Raw genomic sequence first — 23,767 nt, forward strand, 5'->3', positions numbered from 1 at the left:
ATTAAAAAATAACTCATTATGAAATTATTACCTTTAAATCTATTCAATGATGGTGGTCCATTATTTATGTACACAACCTTAATTGCGCTTCTTATTTGTATCACCTTAATTGTAAAAGCACTTTTAAAAGGAGATGAAAATGGAAAAGTTATAAAACTGATAAAATCTGTAAGTTTATTTGCACTAGTTTGGGGTTTTTTAGGAATGATGATTGGTTTAATTAGTGCTTTTGATGCCATTTCTTTGAACGATGGAATTTCTCATGGAGTTTTAGCTGGTGGTTTAAAAATTGCTTTATTAGCTCCTACTTTTGGCATGTTCACTTTTATAATTGCTAGATTAGGAATTATCGGACTTATTTTAAAAGAAAAATAAATACTGTTTTTAACAGATTTAAAATACCCATTTCATTAATTAAGAAATGGGTATTTTTGCATCCATGAATAAAGGAAATGTATTTTTACTTTTAAATGGAGAATCTCCAGAAAAACTTCCAGATTTTTCTAACTACGAAGTTATTTGTGCTACAGATGGCGCTTATCAATTTTTAGAAAAAAATAAAGTGAAACCCAATTTTATTAGTGGTGATTTTGATTCCATAGAAAACCTTCCAAAAGGTATTGAAGTAATTCATACACCAAATCAAGATTTTACAGATTTTGATAAAATTTTACAAATTCTTTTTGAAAAAGGATTTAAAAACATTGATGTTTATGGAGCAAGTGGCAAAGAACAAGATCATTTTTTAGGAAACTTGCACACAACAATTCAATGGAAAAACAAATTAAACCTAACTTTTTTTGACAATCATAGTCGTTATTTTCTTATTGATACATCCATAAAAATAGCAAATTGTAAAAACAACATTATTTCCTTAATTCCTTTTCCTACAGCAACAAACATTAGTACAAAAGGCTTACAATATCCTTTACATAAAGAAGATTTAACTTTTGGTAAAAGAATTGGCACAAGAAATATGGCTATCGAAAATCACATAGAAATTAGTTTTGAATCGGGTGAATTATTTATTTTCATCAACCATTAAAAAAAATAAAAATGTCTAAAAAAATAAAATTATTGTGGGATTTTAGAGGTCCAGATGCTAAAGAAACAGCAAAACACCATACCATTCATTTAAAAGAATTTGCAACTTTAGAAAACTTATCTTTTCTTAAAATTGATATTGAAGAAAAAAATTCAATGCTGTGTAGTGCATTTATTGTGGTTGATGAAAAAGATATGAAAACGTATAGAGATGCATTAAAACCGCATAGAGGAACCCTTTATACTATTTAGTTAACAAATGTTGCCCTATAGAGATAATGTTGTTTTTTAATCCATTTAATTCTTTTAAAACAGCTACTTCTGTTTTAAACTTTTTGGCAATAGAATACAAGGTATCTCCCTTTTGAACTTGGTAATATTTTGCAATAGTGTACGGCGGTTTTACTATTTTCTCTGTATCTTTTTGTGGCACATTATTATCTGTACTCCATGTATCAAATTCATGTAATTCATAGTTTTCTATAATGCCAATTAGTTTATCTGGGTATTTTCTATCTGTAGCATAACCGGCTTTCCTTAAACCTTTTGCCCATTTTTTAAAGTTTCTAGATCCATAATAAAACAAAAAAGCATAGCGTTTTCTTTCGGTTAAAAAGGCCGAATGATCTTTAAAAGACGTCTCTGCGTATTGGTATTTTCTAAAACACTCTCCTTTCTCATCATCATCATGATACACCCGTTCTCCTTGCCAATCTGTATGGCATTTAATACCAAAATGATTGTTAGATTTTAAGGCCAATTCACTTCTTCCACTTCCAGATTCTAAGACACCTTGGGCCAAGGTTATGCTTGCTGGTATTTTATGAAGATGCATTTCTCTAACTGCAATTGGTGCGTATTTTTTTATGTAATTTAAAGTGTATCTATTTAATTTTTTACCACTTTTCTCTAGCCTTTTTATATGCTTATCTTCTTCTACAGAAGGTAATTTTATGGGATTTGGCTCTACCAAAACAACACCAGCATCTTTAGATCTTATGGTTTTCTTTTTAGAACCACAACTAGCTAAAATTACTAAACAAAGACAATAAAGTGCAATTTTTAATTTCATAAAACATTAATTAACTCCAGATTTTTCTTTTCTAATTTTTGGTTAATTCCATGAATCCCTTGAATTCCTCCTGTATGAATTGCCAAAATTTTTGTTCCTTCAGGAAAGCTGTCTTTTTTTATTAAATCTAGTATTCCAAACATCATTTTTCCGGTATAAACGGGGTCTAATAATACGCCCGTTTTTTCTGTAAAATCATTAATAAAACTAATTAACTCTTCATTATATTTTGCATAACCACCAAAATTATAATTTTTATCTAACCTCCAATTGCCAGATTTGGTTGTAAATTGTTTTATTTCTTGTGCTAAAAAATTTCCTTTTAAAGCAGGAAAACCAATCACTTTCTGTTTCTTCTTTTTAAGGGAATTTATCAATCCGGCAAGAGTACCTCCTGTACCTACAGACGCACAAACATAATCGAAATTAGCATCTTCTGCAGATAAAATCTCTTCACAACCTTTTATAGCGAATTCATTTGTTCCGCCTTCTGGAATTACATAAAAATCTCCCCATTTATTTTTCATTTTTTCAATAAAACCAAACGAAGTTTTTTGTCTGTATAATTCTCTTGTAACAAAATTAAATTTCATACCATTTTCATGAGCAGCTCTTAAAGTGGCATTTTGTTCTAATATTTCTTTCAGATTATTTCCCAATTCATCTCCTCTAATTACCCCAAATGTTTTAAAACCTGCTAAATTTCCTGCAACAGCCGTTGCTACTATATGATTAGAAAAAGCGCCACCAAAAGTAAGTAGTGATTTCTTTTTAAGTTTTTTAGCCTCTTCTAAGTTATACTTTAATTTTCTGAACTTATTCCCAGAAATAAAAGGATGAATTACATCTTCTCTTTTTATAAAGAGTTCTATCTTTTTTTCTTCCAAAATTGGAAGTAAAATTTGTTGATTTTTGGATTGTATTGGGGAGTTAAAGTCCATATTTTTTTATTCCTGATTGGCAGGAATTTAATTTATAAGATTATTTAAAAAGAGATACAAATTTAGTGAAATTTAACGACCTCTTATAATTGTGTGGATTTCTTCTTTAATAAGGTCAATAAGCCTTAGAGGCAGATTAAGAAAAACTAGAAACCTGAGCTTCTACTTTTTCCCATTGTTCCATTAAAGTGTCTACTTTTGCTTTTTTAGCCTTGTATTTCTCAAAGAATTTAGGTCTTGCCGAAACTTCTTCATAATTTTTAGCCAACTCTAAATCTGTTGCTGTAATTTCTTTTTCTAAATCTGAAATTTCAGTTTCAATTTTAGAAAGTTTATTACTTAGTTTCTTTAATTCTTTTTCCTGCTCCTTAGACATTTGATATGCTTCCTTTTTATCCGAAGTTTTATCAACCTTTACTACAGTTCTTTTTTCTGCTTCTCTAAGGTTTTCTATTTTATGTTGTTCTAAGAAATAATCAATATCTCCCAAATATTCTTTAATTACTTTGTCTTTAAAACCATACACTGTAGATGTTAACCCTTGTAAGAAATCCCTATCATGAGACACTAAAATTAACGTTCCATTAAAACTTTTTAAAGCTTCTTTTAGTACGTTTTTAGAGGCAATATCTAAGTGGTTTGTTGGCTCATCCATAATTAATACGTTAAATGGACTTAACAATAATTTACACAATGCCAATCTATTTCTTTCTCCACCAGAAAGTACTTTTGCCTTTTTATCTACAGCATCTCCACCAAATAAAAACGAACCTAACATGTCTCTAACGCGCATTCTATTACCATCTGTTGCAGCGTCTTCCATAATTTCTAAAACGGTTTTTTCTGGCGGTAAATGTTCTGATTGATTTTGAGCAAAATACCCAACTTCTACATTATGTCCCAGCTTTAAATGCCCTTTAAACGGAATTTCGCCTACCATCATTTTTGCCAAAGTAGATTTTCCTTGTCCGTTTTGACCTACAAATGCTATTTTACTATTTCTTTCAATTAGTAAATCTACATTTTCTAAAACATGTTTATCGCCATAACTTTTAGATAAATTTTCTGCTTCAACAATAATTTTACCAGGCTCTTTAGAAATGGCAAAACGCACATTCATTGCTTGATTATCATCTTGGTCAACCTCAATCAATTCAACTTTATCTAGTTGTTTCATTAAAGATTGCGCCATAGAAGCTTTACTTGCTTTGGCTTTAAATTTGTTTATTAAGTGTTGTTTTTGCTTTATTTCTTTTTCTTGATTTTTTTGCGCTTGTAATTGCTTTTCTTTAATTTCTCCTCTCAATAACAAGAATTCTGAATACGGTTTTTTATAATCGTAAATCTGTCCTAAAGAAATCTCAATAGTTCTATTGGTAACATTATCTAAAAACATTTTATCATGCGAAACCAACACAATTGCACCAGAATACCCTTTTAAAAAGTTTTCTAACCATATAATAGATTCTATATCTAAGTGGTTTGTTGGCTCATCTAATAGCAAAATATCATTATTCTGTAACAGTAATTTTGCCAATTCTATACGCATTCTCCAACCTCCGGAAAAAGTATCTGTAAGTTTATTAAAATCTTCTCTTTGAAAACCTAAACCTTGTAAAATTTTCTCTGTATCTCCTTGATAATTATAACCTCCTAACAGCTCATAACGTTCTGTATTGTCTGTTAAATCATGAATAAGTTGACTGTATTCTTCGCTTTCATAATCTGTTCTAGTAGCCAATTGCTCATTTACCTCATCAAGCAATAACTCAATTTCCTTAATTTCTACAAAAGCTTGGTACGCTTCTTCTAAAATAGTTCTTCCTTCAACAAAATCTATATCTTGTCTTAAAAAACCCATTCTAATATCTTTATCAAAAGCCATAGTACCGCCACTAGTCTCCATGTCTTTAGAAAGCACTTTTAAAAGGGTAGATTTTCCTGCTCCATTTTTTCCAATCAGACCAATTCTATCTCCTTTGTTTAACTTAAAAGTAATTCCTGAAAATAAATCAGACCCCATAAAAGAGACCGATAAATTGTGTACGTTTAACATAAATTTTGTGTAATTTTGATAAATGCAAAACTAACTAAAAAAATACAGTTACAGATGTTTAAAAAGGGAACAAAATTGTTCAGTGTAGTAAAAGGTAAATGTCCGAGATGTCAAGAGGGTGATTTCTTTAAATATAAGTTCACATTTAACCCTTCTAAAGTTACAAAACTACACGATAATTGCCCGTATTGTAATCTAAAATACATGATAGAACCATCGTTCTTTTATGGTGCAATGTACGTAAACTACGGAATTACAGTTGGTCTTTCTATTGTAACCTTCTTAATTTCAACATTAATCTTTAATCTGAGTATGCTACAATCTTTTGCAGCAATCATTATAGCTTTACTAGTTTTAGCTCCTATAAATTTACGATTGTCTAGAATACTTTGGATAAATATGTTTATTTCTTTTGATGAAAAACAAAATTCTGTAGTAAAGAAACATTAACAAATAAATGCACTTTTTAATCTAATTTGATTATTAGTGAAGCTTTTTTATTGCAAGTTTCAAAATTTTAGAGTTTCTACTATTTTTTTTTACGTTTTACAAAACGAATAATATCTATTTCTTTGTCTAATTCTTGTTGATGTTCTAAATGATGATAAAGGTTTTTAGCCACCGTTGGCGCAATCATTACACCACGTGTTCCCAAACCATTTAAAACTACTAACTGAGGATACTCTGGATGCACGCCTACCAAAGGTCTTCTGCCTGCAACCGTAGGTCTTATGCCTGCTGTTTGCTCTATGATAGTATACGGCACGTTAATTACTTTCTTTAATTTTTCTACCAACTCTTCTTTTCCTTCTTCAGACGGATTTGATGTTTTGTCGGTCCAATTAAAAGTTGCACCAACTTTGTAATGATGATTTCCCAAAGGCAATACAAAAAGTGTAGATTTTAATAAGAAATCAATACTTAAATCTGGCGCATGGATTATTAATAATTCGCCTTTTGCCTCATTTAAGGGTAAATAATTAAAATATGGATTTAAGGTAATTCCAAATCCTTCTGCAAAAACAATCTTTCCAGCTTCAATATCTTTGTATTGAATTGTGTTTTCGTTAAATAGTATATGTTGATGTTGAAATTGCGTAAAGTGAATTAATTTTTCATTTTCTAAGTAATCTCTATACGATTCTACCAGTTTTTTTGTGTCAATTCTACCTGTTTTATGAACGTTACCAAAGGCAAAATCTGCTAGTACACCTGGGTAGTTTTTAGTATCTAAAGTAGGATCTAAATAATCTATCAATTTTGGTTTGTCTAAAGCCTCAAACCAATTGTTTTGGTCTTCCGTAGATTTGAACGCTTTTTTAGTAACAAACTTTTCATCAAATTTTGTATTGAATTTTTTTTCTAACTTTTCATAAAAAGGTAGTGCTATAGACAATTGTTCTTTAGCATTCCAAACAGGTGTAAATCTTTTTAAAATTACAGGATTGTACACGCCACCTGCTACTAAAGAAGACGTTTGGGAATCGTCTTCAAAAACAATAAATGTTTTTTTGGCTGCAATTAATTCTTCGGCAAATGCCAAACCAGCCAATCCTAAACCAACAATAATATAATCTACTTTCATGGGTTAAAAGTACATATTTGCTTTTATTTCTGAGTTCCTATACGATGTTTTTTTTTGACCTGCAAGTTTTTTAGAACCTTGCAAGAAGAGCAAGAAATTGGCAAACTGTTTAGCCGTCATTAAAGTGAGATCCTTTTTTCTGCCAGTTCGTGTGAATTTGCTTTTTTGCAAATTTGTATCGAGAACAAACTAAAAAAAGCGAGAAGTGAAAGCAGAAAATAGCTTCAAATAAAAAAACGCTTGCTTGCGCAAACGTTTTTAATTATGTTTTATAAAGTGGCGTTAATAGTTCCACATATCCATTTCCTGATTTCTAATGGTTTCTTTAATTTTATCTGCTTCTAACAATTGAAACAAAGAGTTCCCTCTCACGTAGTCTTCTATGGCTCTATTACCATAAACGTTTTCTTCTCTAACAATAACACCGCTAAATCTTCTTGCATTTAATAAATGATCGAAAGAAATAGGTTGTGCAGAGTTTTTAGGGTTAAAAACTTTTACTTCGTGTAAAACATCTCTAGCTGCTGGATAAAAAATCCAGAAAAGTTCATATAACTTTTCATCTTCTACACCTTGAACTCCAATTGTTTGAACATCTTTTCCCATTGGGGCTAAAGCTAATAATCTGTATTTTAATTCACCTTGTCGCTTATCAAAATACCACATTCCTTTAATCATATATCCGCCAATATCTGCAGATTGTAAGGTGTAGGTATCTGTATAACCATTCTGTGTTCTAACATTAACCAAACGAGAATTAATCTCATCTTGAGTTATTTTAGAAGTAAAGAAAGAGTCTGAATATGCGTCTTTAATTTTTCCTTGGCGTATGCCTTTTACAACTGTGTCAAACAAAGATCTTCTATTTGAAGATATGTTTGTAGTATCTATTGGAAAATAAAAAGGCAAATTTATTTTCTGATTTAAATCTACAAATTCCCAAACAATTTTAGACCACAGAACATCTCTGTCATCTACATAGCCGTAAGGAAGTGGTTTATCACTACCTTCTGCTAACTGTTCTGCATTTTTTTTCCCTATTTCATCAACAGACATTGCATTTAACAGATTTGTTTGTGCATTAATTGCTCCCGTTGTTAAGAAAACGAAAAATAGTATGAAACAATGTTTAAACATATTTTATAATTTTTATTGCTAATTAGTTAACTCAATATTAACTGGTAAAACCTTTTTAAGGTTATACCCATTGGCAGTTGCTTTAATATCATAAATATTAATTATATCGCCTCTTCTAGCTTTAGACAATACTTTTTTTGCTGCTGCACTTAGCGTAGTTCCGTTTACAATAATGGTTAATTCTCCTGGAACCTTTATTTTAAAACTTTGTACACTTATTTTTAAATCGAATTCAAAATCTGGTAAACCTGCACTTATAGGCGAGTTTGCTAAACCAGATTTAGGCATTCTTACTGTTCCGTATTGATTACGAACTGAACCCATTGCTGCCGGAATGTCTTTAATTCTAAAAGTACTTTTAGAATTCACGGTTTTACCACTACTTAAAGTAGCACTTACATTAATAACAGCTGTATTTCCTGCGCCTGGTTTAATAATATATTTTCCTCTACCGCCAGATAAACTACCACCTGTTGCTGATACTCTTAAATTGTTATCGCTTACACCTGGTAAAGAAACCGAAATAGGGTTGCTTAAACCTCTATAAACAACATTCATTTTATCTGCAGAAACTACTGCAGTACTTGGTTCTGGTATTACAGAATAAGAACTTTCAAAAGGAACCTCAACAATTTCTCCGTTTTGCGTAAAAGCTATTTTCCCTTTTATATCATGGTTTCCAATATTTCCAGATGGCATGTCTATAATTACTTGCCCAGATTGAATATTTTTATAATCTTTTCCGTTTAAGGTAACATTATCTGGTACCATTGTAGCATCATAACGACCCAATACAATTTTACCTGTAACTTTTTCACCAGCAAAATATGCGTTTTTATCTAAAGCAACAATTCCTTTATAATTGGTTAAAGACAATGCTTCTTCTAATTTACCACCTAATAAATCTGCTACAATATCTGATTCCGTGTTTTTAACATCGGCTTGCATTTGTGTTAAATTGGTAATTGAAGCAATTAAAGGAAATCCTTCATATCTTGCCTTTAACCATTTATTGGTTTTATTAGTACCTTGAATTTCTACATCTTTGGTAGAAAATCTACCTTCTAAAACAGGAACAAATTTACTATTTGGTCCTAAGGTTGTAATTACGCTATTTCTATAAGTATCTACTTTATCTATAAACTCTTGTCCTTCTGGAGTAAATTTATTTCCTTTAAAGAATAATTCATCTAAAACAGCTGTTTTATCCATAGACTCATAAGCCTGTTTATCTTCGATACCTGCTGTTAATGTTCCTTTTAATTCTTCTATATATGCATATAATTCTGCTGATGTTTTTTTAATTTTATCAGCTTGTACCTTTAAAGGCGCAAATTTTGCTGCTTGTTCTGATGCTTTTGTAGCTAAATTTTCATAAGCACTGTTATTTTTTAATGTAGTTGATGCATTATTTTCTACTAGCTTTTCATTCATAAAACCAAAAGCAGACAATACTTCTTTACTCATATTTAAAGCTAACATAGCAATAAATACAAGATACATTAAGTTAATCATCTTCTGCCTTGCGGACATTTTTCCTCCTGCCATTATAATTAGTTTTTTAAGTTATTTTTCATTTTTATTGAACTAATTATTATTTAGACATTGCAGATAACATACCGCCATATACGCCATTTAAAGAAGATAAGTTTTTTGCTAAAGATTGCATTTGCTCTTTTAATATTTCTGTATTTTCTACCATAGCACCATTTAAAGCTGCTTGCTTTGTGCTATTTTCTACTTGAACTTTATACAAATTGTTTAAAGATTCCATTTGAATAGCAGCCATAGACATTTGCTCATTGTATTTGTTGGTAGAAGAAATAGATTCTGATGCTGCGGATAAACCTTCTGCAGCTCCTTGAAAATTTTTCATACTATTTCCTAAACTTGTCATTAAACGAGAATCTATATTTGCTTCTTGTAATAAAGTGTCTAATTTTTGAGAAAGTAAACCTTGTGCTCCTATTTCTTGCTTTTCAGAAACAAGACCATCTTCACCTAATTCAGGATATACTTTAGACCAATCTAATTCATCATCTACTGGCTCAAAAGCAGACCACACAAATACCAAAGCCTCTACAACTAACCCTATAGTTAACATTAAACTTCCTGTTAAAGGACCAAAAGATATATGTTCTATTTTAAAAAGTGCACCAATAATTACAATTGCTGCTCCTAGTCCGTAGACCATATTTGTTATTTTCTTTGCTGATTTTGATTGCGCCATAATTTTATTTTTTTTCTAGGGGATTATTTTTCTTTATTAATTTTTATTTATTTGTTGTACCTATAAAGTTTTGAACCGTTCTAAAACCGATATAACTTCTTGCTGTGTCTGCATATTCATAATCTCTAGAACCTACTTCTAAAAAGTATGCAACGTCTTTCCAAGAACCACCACGAACAATTTTACGTTTATTTTTTCTGTCTTCTACATTCGGATTCATAGTTGATGCCATATAATATGAAGATAAATTATAGGCAGTGTTTGTCCATTCAGAAACATTACCAGCCATATTATACAAACCATAATCATTTGCATTAAAAGATTTTGCTTCCATGGTATATAACGCGCCATCTACAGCATAATTACCTCTTACAGGTTTAAAGTTTGCTAAAAAACAACCTCTATCACTAGTTGTACTACCTGTTCCCCAAGGATAAGTTGCAAAATCTAATCCGCCACGAGCAGCGTATTCCCATTCTGCTTCCGTAGGTAATCTAAAATCTGGTACAGATGTAGAAGTTTTTTTCCCTCTTAAATAATCATTTTTCTTTTTTGTTCTCCAATTACAAAACGCATTGGCCTGCCCCCAAGTTACTCCCACAACCGGATAATCTGAGTAAGATTGATGATGAAAATAATCTTGATGCATGGGATCATTGTATGAATAATTAAAATCTCTTACCCAAACCGTAGTATCAGGATAAATATTTAACAATTCTGTTTTTACAAAATCTTTTCTATTTCCTCCTTTTCTTGCTGCTTCATCTCTATCAAACCAAGTATATCTATAATTTAAAAACTTGGTATTAAAAGTTCTAATTCCGTCTATAGCTTCATCTCTAGAAATCATAAGAGAATCCATTACTTCTACATAATCTACATCTGGATATTCATCTTTTTTCCAAACAATATCATTTTCCCAGTTTAAGGGTCTTATAGAATCTATACCGTCTCCAAGGCTGTAATAATTATCGTACATATATTTTTGATATGCACTAGCGTCTGTAGTATCCGTGGCTGCAAAAGCAAAATCTTGAATTCCACCAGAAATTGGTGTACCGTCTGGGTTTGTTTCACCAAGGGCTGCAAACTCTGCTTGATACCCTAATCTTGTTCTAACCACAGAATCTCTTACCCAAAATACAAATTCTTTATACTCGCTGTTTGTAATTTCAGTTTCATCCATATAATATGGCCTTACCGTAACAGTTTTTGTTGGTGCGTTCATAGTACCAATAATGTCTTGGTCTTGTTTTCCCATGGTAAAAGATCCTCCGGGAATTACGGCCATTCCATAAGGTTTTTCTGAAAACCATTTTTTCTTAGCTTTTACACCTACTAATTCTCCTCTATCATTAGAGCCACAACTGTAAAAAATGGCAATTAAAAGTGCATATATTGCTGCTTTTCTCATATTATAAAATATCTTTACTAAAAAGTTCGTAAACCTATTATTTTTTTTGCTAATAAACAATGTTCACATTGTAATTTAACGTATTGTTTTTTATTAATATTGTAATTAGGCTAATTTTCTCATAGCTTTATACCATTTTTCTGGTATCTTTTGCATGGTTGCATCTGTGTAATCTTTATATGTACATGGTATTAACGCATGTCTTTTGTATTTATTATCTGATAAAATATTTATCTCTATCCACCATCTTCCTGTTTTGTTACTTTTATAAAATGTTAATGGATCATCATCATCTAATAAAACGGTAAATTTTTGATAGTTTTCTTTGCTACTAAACGGGTAATCTTTTACCCTAAAATTCACACCTTCAATAAAATACCATATCATTTGTGCAATTAAATGTGCTGTTTGATGTTGGTTATCATATTTAGAATTATACTCATAAATACCAAATGATGATACTTTATCGCTAATACCCGCATATCTTGCAATTGCACAAATTTCTTCGCCATAAAAACCATTTGGAGAGGCATTATTATTAGCAGGAGCTTCACTTTGTCTTATAGATCCTAAATCTATAGAAACAATATCTGCATTTCTAAAAGCGGGTTCAATATTTTCTAATTCTTTTGCTTTTCCTAATCTATAGGTATCAAAAAATAAATTATCGAGTAATTGAATTTCTTCTTGTGAATTAAAATAAGTTTGATATCCTACATTACTATAATTAAACAAGTTATTTGGCTCTTGCATAATTATTTTACTCAAATAGGATTGCGATGTTAACGCATCATCTAAATTACCTAAATCGAAACGACTATCTACAGCTGTAATATTTACGGTTTGTTCTAAAGCATCATAAGCTCTATAATTTACGTAGGTAATATCTTGACCGCCACCAATTATAACTGGTATAATATTTTTCTTTAATAAATCTTCTATAATTTTAGAAACTGCAAAATAGGTATCAGATACTGCGTTTCCTTTTAAAACATTTCCTAAGTCTGCTATATTTGTTTGCCACTTTCCTGGAAATAATTCATATAATTTTTTGCGAATAAAATGTAAATTTTCTCCACAACCAAAATTATCTTGAGAATTTCTATCTTCTTGAACTCCTAAAATTGCAATTTGTACGTTTTCTAAGTCCGGAAAACCAGCCTGTTGCGTATGTATTCTAATGCTATTTCCTAAGCATAAAGAGGACTGCAATTCTAAATACGCTACAACAGATTCTTTTACAGGAGTTAGAAAGTCTTGATTCATCAATGTTTTTTAAAAACGTATGCAATGTAAGAAATGATTATTTCTTTTTTGCTATTTTTTTGGCTGGAGTTTTTCTTTTTGTTACTTTTTTCTTAGGAGTTTTAGCTTCAATCATTTTTACAGCTTCATCCTTAGTTAGTTTTTCTATGGCTGTAGTTTTAGGTAATTCTATTTTAATTTTTCCTTTTATCACATTAAAACGCCCCCAACGTGCTTTTTCTACACGAATGGCAACATCTTCCCAATTATGAATTACTTTGTCTATCTCTTTTTGTTTCTTAATTTCAATTAATTCTACAATATCATCATCGGTAAGGTTATCAAAATCGTATTTTTTATTTACGTTGATAAAAATTGAGTTCCATTTTAAGAACGGCCCAAAACGACCAACACCTTTTTGTACAGGTAAATCTTCATAAAAATAAATTGGCGCATCTGCTTTTTGTTTTGCAACAATTAACTCTTCTGCCCTTGGCAAATCTACTTCCATTGGGTTTTCTCCTTTGTCAAGAGAAACAAACATGGTTCCGAATTTAATATAAGGCCCAAAACGACCATTAGAAACAATTACTTCTTCACCTTCATAAGAACCTAATGTTTTAGGAAGCAAGAACAATTCTAATGCTTCTTCCATGGTTATTGTTCCTAAATTCTGATCTTTATTTAAGCTTGCAAATACTTTTTCTTCATCTTCTGGCGCGCCTATTTGTGCAATGGGACCAAATTTACCCAAACGAACTAAAACTGTTTTTCCTGTTTCTGGATGTTTTCCTAAAATACGCTCTCCACTTTCTCTTTCTGCATTTTCTTTTACATCTTCTACATTTTCATGAAACTTGGTATAGAAACCTTTAATCATCTCTATCCAATCTTCATTACCTTCAGAAATATCATCAAAAGAACTTTCTACTTTGGCTGTAAAACCGAAATCTAAAATGTTAGAAAAATTAGCAACTAAAAAGTCGTTTACAATATTTCCGATATCTGTAGGAATTAATTTATTTTTTTTTGAACCCGTTTTTTCAGTTAACGCTTCACTTTTTACAGTTCCTGCAACTAAAATCATTTGTTCATAATTTCTCTCTACTCCTTCATCTTCACCTTTTTCTACGTAACCTCTTCTTTGTACAGTAGAAATTGTTGGTGCATACGTAGACGGTCTACCAATACCTAACTCTTCTAATTGTTTTACCAAAGAAGCTTCTGTAAAACGGTAAGGTGGACTTGTAAAACGTTGTGTAGCATTTATAAAAGTATAATTTAACGCTTCTCCTACTTTTAACGTTGGTAGCATTCCTGCTTGTTCTTCCTCATCATCGTCTTTTCCTTCTAAATATACTTTTAAGAAACCATCAAATTTTATCATTTCACCATTTGCAGTGAATATTTTTGAGTTCTCAGAGTTTTCTATCTTAAAATTTGTTCTTTCTAATTGAGCATCACTCATTTGAGAAGCCAACGTTCTTTTCCAAATTAAATCATACAATCTTGTTTGATCATATTCTGTATCTATAGCATGCATTTTCATGTTTGTAGGACGAATGGCCTCATGCGCTTCTTGAGCACCTTTTGCTTTCGTTTTAAAAACACGTTGTTTGCTATATTCTTTACCGTAATAATTGGTAATTTCTTCTTCGGCAGCATTTCTTGCATCAACAGATAAATTTAAACTATCTGTTCTCATATACGTAATTAAACCGGCTTCATACAAACGTTGTGCAACTTGCATGGTTTTACCTACAGGAAAACCTAATTTTCTAGAAGCTTCTTGTTGTAAGGTTGAAGTTGTAAATGGTGCTGCGGGCGATTTCTTTGCTGGTTTTTTAGTTAAATCTGCTATTGAAAAATCTGCATTTGCACAAGATTTTAAGAAATTCTCTGCTCCTTTTTTAGATTCAAAATTCTTTGGAATTGCCGCTTTAAATGTCTTTCCTTCAATATTAGAAAATTCTGCAACTACTTTATAATGTGTTTCTGCTTGAAACTCTTGTATACTTCTTTCTTTTTCTACAATTAAACGTACTGCAACAGATTGTACTCTACCTGCAGACAAACCTCCTTTAACTTTACGCCATAATACAGGTGATAATTCATACCCAACAAGTCTGTCTAAAACTCTACGAGCTTGTTGTGCGTTTACCATATTATAGTCTATATCTCTTGGATTTTCGACCGCTTTTAAAATGGCATTTTTTGTTATTTCATGAAAAACAATACGTTTTGTATTTTCATCTTTTAAGTTTAATTGCTCTTTTAAATGCCATGCAATTGCCTCACCCTCTCGATCCTCATCACTTGCTAACCAAACAGTGTCTGCTTTTTTTACTAAAGCTTTTAACTTTTTTACAACTGGTTTTTTATCATCAGAAATAATATATTTTGGACTAAAATCTCCTTCTACGTCTATTCCTAATTCTTTGGATGGTAAGTCTGCAATATGACCATAACTAGATTCTACTTGAAAATCTTTTCCAAGAAATTTTTCGATGGTTTTTGCTTTTGCTGGTGACTCTACAATTACTAAATTCTTTGCCATTTATCTTCCTTTTTTCCCTAAAATGCATTAAAAACGCACTATTTTGAAACGCAAAAGTAGAACGTTTTTTTTAAAAAAAAATTTTAAACGCATTTTTAATTTTAATTTATCTAAAATATGATGGGGAAATAGTACTTTTATTTTAGAACAATCTTCTTAGAAATCTTTTCTTTATTTGTAGATAAATTCACCACATAAACACCTGCAGAAAGATGTGACAGGTTTATTTTTTTATCATTAGTTATAAAAGTATTTTCTTCAAAAACTTTTTTACCTAAGACATCAAACAACTGAATGTGAGTATTTTCTGAATCTATATTTTTTATATATAATTTATTATTAGAAGCATACATTTTTATTTTAGAAGAAGTTAAACCTTCTAAATCTAATGCTGTTGATGAAGTGTGAACATAAAACCTACCTGTTCCATTTACATCTTCAGACATTGTTACTTGATAACTTTTATTTTCTGAATCTAAAAGTGTAAAAACATTTTCTTTTCTATCTTCTAAATACACTTTTACATCTGCTGGTAAACTTTCTTGGCTACTATTAAATGTAATTTGTTCATTAACGGATGCTTTTAAACCAATAGGTACAATCATGGTTTCAAACTGACCTTGTGGTAATGATTGAATGGTATAATTTTTATCTTGGTTGTTTTGTATTAAATGTGAAAAAACATCGATTCCTGAAGAATCAAAGTTTTCTATATCATAACCAACATCAAAACCCAGTGTTGCATTTGCATAATATAAAATATCTGTATTTACTTTAACCCCATTGCTTTCTACAAACAGTTGAATAAAAGGAGTTGTAGTTGCTTCTTTATTAAAAAATTTACCTTCCGCGGGTAAAACATCTCTTTTATTTTCTAAAAAATTAAGTACGTTTACACCTGTTTTTACTTTTACAAAAAAACCTTGACCAGGCGTAAAAAAACGCTGGGATGAAGTTACTAAGTTTGTAGTTGCTACATATTTAAGTTGGCTATTATCCCACAGGTATACAGCTTGTTTTAAATCATCTAAATCAGCTAAACTATCATCTAAAAAACTACTTCCTCCATTTTTATTTGCAGGATAATAGGTTGTATAAGGATTTCCTATTAAATTCCATTGATTTTCTACCACCGTACTTGCCACATTTGTAGTATACAAACCTCCAGTAAATGTAAGGTCTCCATCTGTACTTCTAGACATTGAGTAACCTTTGGCAAGTATAAAATTTTCACCAGCACTTACTGTTGTATTGTAATACTCCCATTTTTTTACAGCATTGGCATCATTATAACGCGCAATTGCATAATTAGCCGGAGTTACGCTTGTATTTGTTCTTATTTCATTATTTATATTCTCTGCAAAATCCTTTATAGACTGATTTGTTACTGGCGCACTAACCGAACTCCATTTATTTGCCAACAAACCACCACGTTTATAAGTTGCGTTCCCTATAAAATTTCCTTTCACTAACAACACTCCACTTTGCGCTGCTTCTGATTCTACAATTAATTCTCCTGCATTTTCTCCATTTTCTAATAAAACTAAAGAATTTCCTGCACTAATTTTCAGCAATGCATTAGTTCTTAATTCTAAACTTCTGATAGAATCTACAGCAACATTAAACACAGGATCATTCACTTTATCAACAATAATTACATTGTCTGTTTTATTGGGCAAGATAGCTCCGTCCCAATTGTTTGCTTCATTCCAAAGCGTATTTACATTACCGTTCCAATAAATACCAGAAAGTGTAAACCCTGAATGAAAACCATTAGAAAGAATTGAATTTCCTTCGGTTTGTACACCAACAACAACTTCACCACCTGTAAAATTAAGTGTGGTTGCGCCAGTAATTTGTGTACCTCCAAAACTTCCTATTACGCTTTTCTCTATAGATTGAGCGTAACTAGTACATACTATTGTTAAAAATAAAAACTTTAAAAATCTCATATCTATAAATTTTTATTTGTTTCCTTGTTGCATCTTCATTAAACTTTCTACCGTTTTTTTAAGAGTTTCTATTTCTTTTTTTAACGTTAACAATTCTTCTTGTTGACTATCTGCAGATTTAGCAAGATTTCCTGCTAAATTTCCTGTCAATTTATCTGCTGTTTTAGCATGTAAAGCATAAGGAACACTTATTAATTGTGTAGTTCCAAAATCTTGATACGTTGTACCTCCTGTAACATCTGCTTCCACCTTTAAGAAATACTCATCTTCAGCCCAATTTACATCAGCAAATACACCACTAACAACGGTACCATTTCCTATTTTAAAATCAGTGAGTCCTTTACTTGTGGTAGTAACGTTATGAGTTTCTTCATAAGCTACGGTTCCTGCTGCTGTACCTTTTAAAACGCTAATTTTAAAATTTACACTTTGGTTCATAATAGGTTCTCCGTTTGTATCTACTAAAGAAGTTTGATAATTAAATTTTTGTGGAGTTTTGTCTAATACTGAGGCTTGAGCAGCAGTTTCTAAATTGGCAACACGTGTTTCTAAATCGCCAAGAGTAGATGAAGTAAAAACGGTACCATTCCAAACATACAAAATCATTTCATCTGTATCATATACCATTAAACCAATATCTGCGGCTACTAATACACCTTCTAACGCCGTTCTATTAGCAGTAGTTAAACGATTTAATAACAACCCTTTATCTGCAGCTGTTAATTCTAGAGCAGCATTTTCATTTGGTATACTTGATCCTGCACTTATTTCTAAACCAACGTATAAATTATCTTTAACATAAGCATTTCCTCGTACATCTAATTTTTGTAATGGGCTATCAGTTCCCAAACCAATATTTCCGTCTGCCGCTATATACAAAGCATCGCCGGGCGCACCTGCTTTAATCCTAAATGGCAATGTACTACCATTAGTTGCGTCTCTTATAAAGAAATTAGTTTCATTACCTGCCACATCCCAAGTTTGAGATGCAAAGCCAGCAGCACCATTTTGTTCTAAACGCATGGTTGGAGTATTACCATGGGCAATGTGAAATTGTGTAACCGGTGAAGCAGTTCCTAAACCTAGGTAACCATTATCTTTCATATAAAAAGAATTAGAGGGTGCTCCTGCTAAAATTTTAAAGACAGACCTATTCGCCGTAGCATCATCAATACCAAAGTAATTTGCGCCTCCATTAGCATTATCATTAATTGTAATGCGCCAATCATTGCTTGGAAACGATCCAGAAGCAGATGTATCATCAAAATGAATTCTTAAATTATTTTCTTTAAGTCTAAAGGTATCAAACCCAAAACTTTCTCCATTAACAGCATCAAAACCAACTGCAATGCTCCCTGTCACTATTAAATCATCTGCAATAACCTGGTCATTAGGACTTAGAACCTCTTTTTTTTGTACAGGAATATCTCGATCTTGTTGTGCTAAAACAGATGTACTTAAAAGCATAAAAAATGCACAAAAACAAAGTAGTTTCTTTATCATAATAATAAATATTTTAGTTAAATTTCTCATAAATATACTTAAAATTAATCTAATCATGTATATTTAAGTATCAAAAGAAAAAAACAACTATGCCCTTTAACCGATTGTTAATGAAATTATTACTAACTTTTTTACTACTACCAACAGTCACTTTCTGCCAAGATACCTCTAACATTACTACCATTGTAAATAAAATATATGAACTAGAAAAAGAAAGAGATCCTAAATGCTATGCAACCGCAAATAGACTTGAAGACTTTATGTTTGGCACGCCTTTGCATGATGATGCTAGGAATTTAAAAATTAAAATTCAGAAAGAAATTATTTATTACCTCAGAAAAAAAGGCTCGCAAAAAGCAAAAAAAAATGAAAGTCAAAAAATAAAAATTAATCATTTAAAACCCATCATTAAAAATTTATCAACGTATTCTAAAAATAATTTAGGAGGTTATATTTATCAACTAAAAAATAGCAACATTATTATATCTAAACTCGATTATGACCAATATTCATCGGTTTCCTATAGTTATCGTTCTTTACTTTCCGTAGAACAAGACCTATTTTTGTTTTCTGCTGACGCTTTATTACCGTTTGATACAAACACCATGGAATTGGTAAATGAATACGTAAATTTACTAACATTAATTACCTTAAAAATTGCAGATACTTCATCAAGAGAAAAAAACCTAGCCTTTATTTCTAAAAATCTACTTTCTGAAAGCTGGATTCATGTTTTAAAAAATTCAAAAACATTACAAAACATACCTTCTGAAAAATATCCAGTAAATTCTAAAAAAAAGTTATCAAACAACAACTTGGTGGTCAAGGAAATTATCAAACAAAAAATAAAATCATACGAGAATTATAATCAACTTAAAGCAAGCGTATTTCTTAGAAATATACAAGTCTATTTTGCCAAGCAAAAATGGCCTATAGACCATGAAACCTCAAATAAATTGAGGCAATATTATATGGAATCTTTAATACAGTGTACAATATCCTTAATAGAAGACGCTTCTAAAAGCACTAGTGATTTAATTAGAGTTGAGAATGTTCAAAAATCTTTGCAAAAATTTATGCCTTTTGACGTGAATTCTTTTGAAGACATTACTTTTTTTCCAAATAGTGAAAACGACAAAATAACAATAGAATCGTATGATTTAGACGCATTTAGAGATAGTGGTTTTCATTGGAACATTTTAGATTACTCTTTAAACGATCTAAAAGACAAACCCATTAAAAACATAGACCCGAATGCAGCGGAATTAATTGTAGAAGGTGTAGCGCAAATGGGTGTTCTTGTACTAAGATTAGCCGGAGAATACTCTCACAATCAACAAAAACCTCATTTAGATATTGCTGATATTTTAGAAGGTTTTTCAATAGTTCAAAAAGCCATTGATAGCTATGATTTTTCAAAGAAAAAATTGAATATCAACAAAATTTATTCTTCAAAAAACGACCAGAACAAGTCTTCCGTTTTTAAGATTGTAAACAACAAAACACATGTTAATTTTACGCATAAATCTGCAGATTGGTTAAATAGACATATTAGAAGTTATACCGTTTCTAATGATGAAAACACCATAAAATTAGCCATTCCGCCTGCATTTGGCGGTTCTGGTGTTGCTTGTGAAGACATTAATAATGATGGATTTATTGACATATTACTTTTAGGAGGTTATGGAAATAAACTATTTTTAAATACTACATCCGGACAATTTAAAGATATTACAGAAACAAGTAACATAAACAATTGGAATAAGGAATTAAACTCTTTTGGAGAACCAAGACAACCAATTATTGCCGACTTTAACAATGATGGTTTGCAAGACATTTTTATCACCTATATAAATATGCCGCATAAACTATATAAAAATAATGGTACCCTAAATTTTACAGATGTTACCAGTAATGCAAATCTTGGAGGAGAAAATGCTGTAGCAGGACCTGCAACCACTTTCGATTATAACAACGACGGACTTTTAGATATTTTTATAGGATATTTTGGAAATTATGTAGCTGGTAAACTACCAACTTTAAGCAGAAATAATCAAAATGGAATGCCCAATAAACTATTTAAAAATCTAGGTAATTTTAAATTTATTGAAGTAAATTTTACAGATGAACAAAGCACCAATAATGGCTGGACACAAGCTTTAGGTCATGCAGATATTAATCAAGATGGTTTGCAAGACCTTATTATTGGTAACGACTTTGGTGTAAACAAGTATTATTACAACACGCCCTCTGGTACATTTAAAGAAGTGAGTGCACAATTAAAAACCGACAAACCTTCTTATACTATGAATGTAGGAATCACAGATATTAATGGTGATTTATTCCCAGATTTTTACATCTCTAATATTGTTGTGATGCAAAAAGATGAAAAATATGTGAGTCCGAATGCAAACACCACAATGAAATTTGATAAAGATAAAATGACCAGAATTAGAACCGTTGAAGCCAATGATCTTTTTATATCTGAAGTTGAGAATGACACTTTAAAATCTTTTCAATTATCTACAAATGTTGGTCGTGGTTATTCTGCCACAGGATGGTCTTGGGATGCTGATTTTTTTGATTTTGACAATGATGGTGATGAAGATTTATACTGCTTAAACGGAATGAATGATTTTAGCGTATACTCAATAGAAAACCCTTTTTATTTTAATGACCAAAAAAAATCTAGTACAGTAACGTACGCCCAAAGTAATAGAGAAAAAAACGTGTTTTTTGTGAATAAAAATGGTGTTTTAACAAATGAAGCCGCAGCATTAGGCGTTGATTTAAATAGCAATTCTAGAAGCGCAAGTTATTTAGATTATGACAATGATGGCGATTTAGACATAATTGTAAACAACTATCATGACAACGCCGCATTTTTAGAGAATAAAACATCCACAAACAATAACTGGATAAAAATAAAACTAATAGGAAATCCGGAAGCTAAAATAAATAGAGACGCAATAGGTTCTTCATTAATTCTGAACAGCAAAAACCATAAAAATATATGGCGAGAAATTCATAGCACAACAGGCTATCTTTCTGTTCATCCTAAGATACAACACTTTGGCCTTGGCAGCGATACCAAAACAACTATTACCGTAAAATGGAGCAACGGAAAAACGTTTACTATTAAAGATATAAACACCAAACAATCTTATCAAATAACCTATCCGGATGTATTATTAAAGTTGTAAAATAACGGAAACTGGTAAAAGTATCTGAATTAAAAAATCACTTTAAATCAGCAACAGATTTTTTCAAAAACCCATGAATCTCTGTAAAATTAACATGATTTAATTTTTAATTCATTGAACACCTATACTGCTAACTTTACAGATTTTTATAGAACAGAAACAACTATTTGTTTTTTGGTTGAAATAAAAATGCAACGCTACTAAAATAATTTACTGCCTTCTCCTACTTTACAAACAATGAAAAAAATTATATGCAACCACTTTTTTGTTTTGTTTAACAATACTTTTCTGCCAATTTGTCACAACAATTCAAATTTGGTTGTATCTTTGCTCACCTTTAAATGATAAATTGAGAGATGGAATACGTAGAAAAAATCATAGATGAGAAAATACAAGGAAAAGCACTTGTAACCGAACAAAAAAAAGAAAATTCTAAAAAATTATTCATAGAAAGCTATGGCTGTCAAATGAATATGAATGATAGTGAAATTGTAGCTGCAATTTTAGATAAAGAAGGCTATAACACTACTCAAATTTTAGAAGAAGCAGATTTAGTTTTGGTAAATACTTGTTCTATTAGAGAAAAAGCAGAAACTACCGTTCGTAAAAGATTACAAAAATACAATGCTGTAAAACAAGTAAACAAAAACATGAAAGTTGGCGTTTTAGGTTGTATGGCAGAACGTTTAAAGGAAAAATTTTTAGAAGAAGAAAAAATTGTTGACTTAGTTGTAGGGCCAGATGCGTATAAAGATTTACCCAATTTATTATCCGAAGTTAACGAAGGAAGAGACGCTGTAAATGTAATTTTATCAAAAGAAGAAACCTACGGAGATATTTCACCTGTCCGTTTAAACACTAATGGAGTTACAGCATTTGTATCCATTACTAGAGGTTGCGACAACATGTGTACTTTTTGCGTAGTTCCTTTTACTCGCGGACGCGAAAGAAGTAGAGATCCTAAAAGTATTTTAGAGGAAATACAATCTATGGTAGATCAAAATTATAAAGAAATTACACTTCTTGGTCAAAATGTAGATAGCTTTTTATGGTTTGGTGGCGGATTAAAAAAAGACTTTAACAAAGCTTCTGAAATGGCACAAGCAACTGCTGTAAATTTTGCTCAATTGTTAGACATGTGTGCTACTAAATTTCCTAAAACACGTTTTCGTTTTGCAACTTCTAATCCGCAGGATATCAGTTTAGATGTAATTTACGCAATGGCAAAACACAAAAATATTTGTAAATATCTTCATTTACCTGTACAAAGTGGAAGCAATAACATGTTAAAAGCCATGAACAGACAACATACACGAGAAGAATATATAGAGTTAATAGATCATATTTTTAGAATTGTACCAGAAATGTCATTATCACAAGACATGATTGTAGGATTTTGCGGAGAAACAGAACAAGATCATCAAGACACTTTAGAATTGATGAAATACGTAAAATATGATTTCGGATTTATGTTTACCTATTCTGAAAGACCAGGAACCTTGGCTGCAAAAAAAATGGTAGATGATGTGCCTTTTGCAGTTAAAAAACGCAGGTTACAAGAAATAATAGATTTACAACAAGAACACGCTTTATACAGAACACAACAACATTTAGGTAAAACAGAAGAGTTTTTAATTGAAGGCACTTCTAAGAAAAACCCAAATGAATGGAAAGGTAGAAATACACAAAACACCGTTGCCGTTTTTGATAAAGGCAATTATAAACTGGGAGATTTTGTAATGGTAAAAGTAGAAGATTGTACGTCTGCAACTTTAAAAGGAACTGTTGTTGGCTATTCTGATAATAATTAAAAAAGCCCATCCTTAAT

18 protein-coding genes are annotated in these 23,767 nt (G+C 31.0%); 6 read left to right on the plus strand and 12 right to left on the minus strand.

From position 1 onward, the window contains the following. The first annotated feature begins 18 nt into the window (after positions 1 to 18). From ACSHW5_RS13415 to ACSHW5_RS13425, 3 genes are read left to right on the plus strand one after another with little or no spacing between them, the layout of a single operon-like run. Complete coding sequence (locus ACSHW5_RS13415; protein WP_435676654.1) at positions 19 to 375, plus strand: MotA/TolQ/ExbB proton channel family protein; 357 nt, start codon at positions 19 to 21, stop codon at positions 373 to 375. A gap of 46 nt (positions 376 to 421) precedes the next feature. Then, positions 422 to 1,045: a thiamine diphosphokinase gene (locus tag ACSHW5_RS13420; RefSeq protein ID WP_435676655.1), complete on the plus strand. Its 624-nt coding sequence runs from the start codon at positions 422 to 424 to the stop codon at positions 1,043 to 1,045. Positions 1,046 to 1,056: 11 nt separating this feature from the next. Then, positions 1,057 to 1,296 (plus strand): hypothetical protein, encoded by a 240-nt coding sequence (locus tag ACSHW5_RS13425; RefSeq protein WP_435676656.1) that lies wholly within the window; start codon positions 1,057 to 1,059, stop codon positions 1,294 to 1,296. Here ACSHW5_RS13425 and ACSHW5_RS13430 read toward each other — a convergent pair. The 3 genes from ACSHW5_RS13430 to ACSHW5_RS13440 form a co-directional block, all read right to left on the minus strand. Continuing rightward, entirely contained in the window at positions 1,289 to 2,116 is an 828-nt protein-coding gene (locus tag ACSHW5_RS13430; RefSeq protein WP_435676657.1) for a glucosaminidase domain-containing protein, read from the minus strand. The genes ACSHW5_RS13425 and ACSHW5_RS13430 overlap by 8 nt on opposite strands. Then, positions 2,113 to 3,057, minus strand: coding sequence for a 1-aminocyclopropane-1-carboxylate deaminase/D-cysteine desulfhydrase (locus ACSHW5_RS13435; protein ID WP_435676658.1), 945 nt, complete (start codon positions 3,055 to 3,057; stop codon positions 2,113 to 2,115). The genes ACSHW5_RS13430 and ACSHW5_RS13435 overlap by 4 nt, the downstream gene beginning before the upstream one ends. Before the next feature lie 136 nt (positions 3,058 to 3,193). After that, positions 3,194 to 5,113, minus strand: coding sequence for an ABC-F family ATP-binding cassette domain-containing protein (locus ACSHW5_RS13440; protein WP_435676659.1), 1,920 nt, complete (start codon positions 5,111 to 5,113; stop codon positions 3,194 to 3,196). 54 nt (positions 5,114 to 5,167) lie between these two features. Here ACSHW5_RS13440 and ACSHW5_RS13445 point away from each other — a divergent pair, with 54 nt between their 5' ends. Further along, the gene (locus ACSHW5_RS13445; RefSeq protein WP_435676660.1) at positions 5,168 to 5,563 is read left to right on the plus strand and encodes a DUF983 domain-containing protein; all 396 of its coding nucleotides are present in this window, start codon (positions 5,168 to 5,170) and stop codon (positions 5,561 to 5,563) included. 79 nt (positions 5,564 to 5,642) lie between these two features. Here ACSHW5_RS13445 and ACSHW5_RS13450 read toward each other — a convergent pair whose 3' ends face one another. From ACSHW5_RS13450 to ACSHW5_RS13490, 9 genes are all read right to left on the minus strand, one after another. Continuing rightward, positions 5,643 to 6,698: an NAD(P)/FAD-dependent oxidoreductase gene (locus ACSHW5_RS13450; protein WP_435676661.1), complete on the minus strand. Its 1,056-nt coding sequence runs from the start codon at positions 6,696 to 6,698 to the stop codon at positions 5,643 to 5,645. Between the two features lie 282 nt (positions 6,699 to 6,980). Further along, positions 6,981 to 7,835 (minus strand): gliding motility protein GldN, encoded by an 855-nt coding sequence (gldN, locus tag ACSHW5_RS13455; RefSeq protein ID WP_435676662.1) that lies wholly within the window; start codon positions 7,833 to 7,835, stop codon positions 6,981 to 6,983. 18 nt (positions 7,836 to 7,853) lie between these two features. Then, positions 7,854 to 9,383 carry a gliding motility protein GldM gene (gene gldM, locus ACSHW5_RS13460; RefSeq protein ID WP_435676663.1) on the minus strand — a complete coding sequence of 510 codons (1,530 nt, stop codon included), beginning with the start codon at positions 9,381 to 9,383 and terminating at the stop codon, positions 7,854 to 7,856. A 46-nt stretch (positions 9,384 to 9,429) separates the two neighbouring features. After that, the gene (gene gldL / locus ACSHW5_RS13465) at positions 9,430 to 10,065 is read right to left on the minus strand and encodes a gliding motility protein GldL (protein ID WP_435676664.1); all 636 of its coding nucleotides are present in this window, start codon (positions 10,063 to 10,065) and stop codon (positions 9,430 to 9,432) included. Between the two features lie 43 nt (positions 10,066 to 10,108). Beyond that, positions 10,109 to 11,479 (minus strand): gliding motility lipoprotein GldK, encoded by a 1,371-nt coding sequence (gene gldK / locus ACSHW5_RS13470; RefSeq protein ID WP_435676665.1) that lies wholly within the window; start codon positions 11,477 to 11,479, stop codon positions 10,109 to 10,111. 105 nt (positions 11,480 to 11,584) lie between these two features. Further along, positions 11,585 to 12,745 carry a formimidoylglutamase gene (locus ACSHW5_RS13475; protein ID WP_435676666.1) on the minus strand — a complete coding sequence of 387 codons (1,161 nt, stop codon included), beginning with the start codon at positions 12,743 to 12,745 and terminating at the stop codon, positions 11,585 to 11,587. 37 nt (positions 12,746 to 12,782) lie between these two features. Then, positions 12,783 to 15,281 (minus strand): type I DNA topoisomerase, encoded by a 2,499-nt coding sequence (gene topA, locus ACSHW5_RS13480; protein ID WP_435676667.1) that lies wholly within the window; start codon positions 15,279 to 15,281, stop codon positions 12,783 to 12,785. Between the two features lie 137 nt (positions 15,282 to 15,418). Beyond that, complete coding sequence (locus ACSHW5_RS13485; protein ID WP_435676668.1) at positions 15,419 to 17,233, minus strand: T9SS type A sorting domain-containing protein; 1,815 nt, start codon at positions 17,231 to 17,233, stop codon at positions 15,419 to 15,421. Positions 17,234 to 17,245: 12 nt separating this feature from the next. Then, positions 17,246 to 18,736 (minus strand): hypothetical protein, encoded by a 1,491-nt coding sequence (locus ACSHW5_RS13490; RefSeq protein WP_435676669.1) that lies wholly within the window; start codon positions 18,734 to 18,736, stop codon positions 17,246 to 17,248. A gap of 110 nt (positions 18,737 to 18,846) precedes the next feature. Here ACSHW5_RS13490 and ACSHW5_RS13495 point away from each other — a divergent pair, with 110 nt between their 5' ends. Both ACSHW5_RS13495 and miaB read left to right on the plus strand, forming a co-directional pair. Then, positions 18,847 to 21,939 (plus strand): CRTAC1 family protein, encoded by a 3,093-nt coding sequence (locus ACSHW5_RS13495; protein WP_435676670.1) that lies wholly within the window; start codon positions 18,847 to 18,849, stop codon positions 21,937 to 21,939. Between the two features lie 356 nt (positions 21,940 to 22,295). After that, positions 22,296 to 23,750, plus strand: a complete 1,455-nt coding sequence (gene miaB, locus ACSHW5_RS13500) for a tRNA (N6-isopentenyl adenosine(37)-C2)-methylthiotransferase MiaB (RefSeq protein ID WP_435676671.1) — start codon at positions 22,296 to 22,298, stop codon at positions 23,748 to 23,750. Positions 23,751 to 23,767: the final 17 nt, after the last annotated feature.

It is taken from the genome of Polaribacter sp. (assembly GCF_051251875.1).
GTDB lineage: Bacteria > Bacteroidota > Bacteroidia > Flavobacteriales > Flavobacteriaceae > Polaribacter.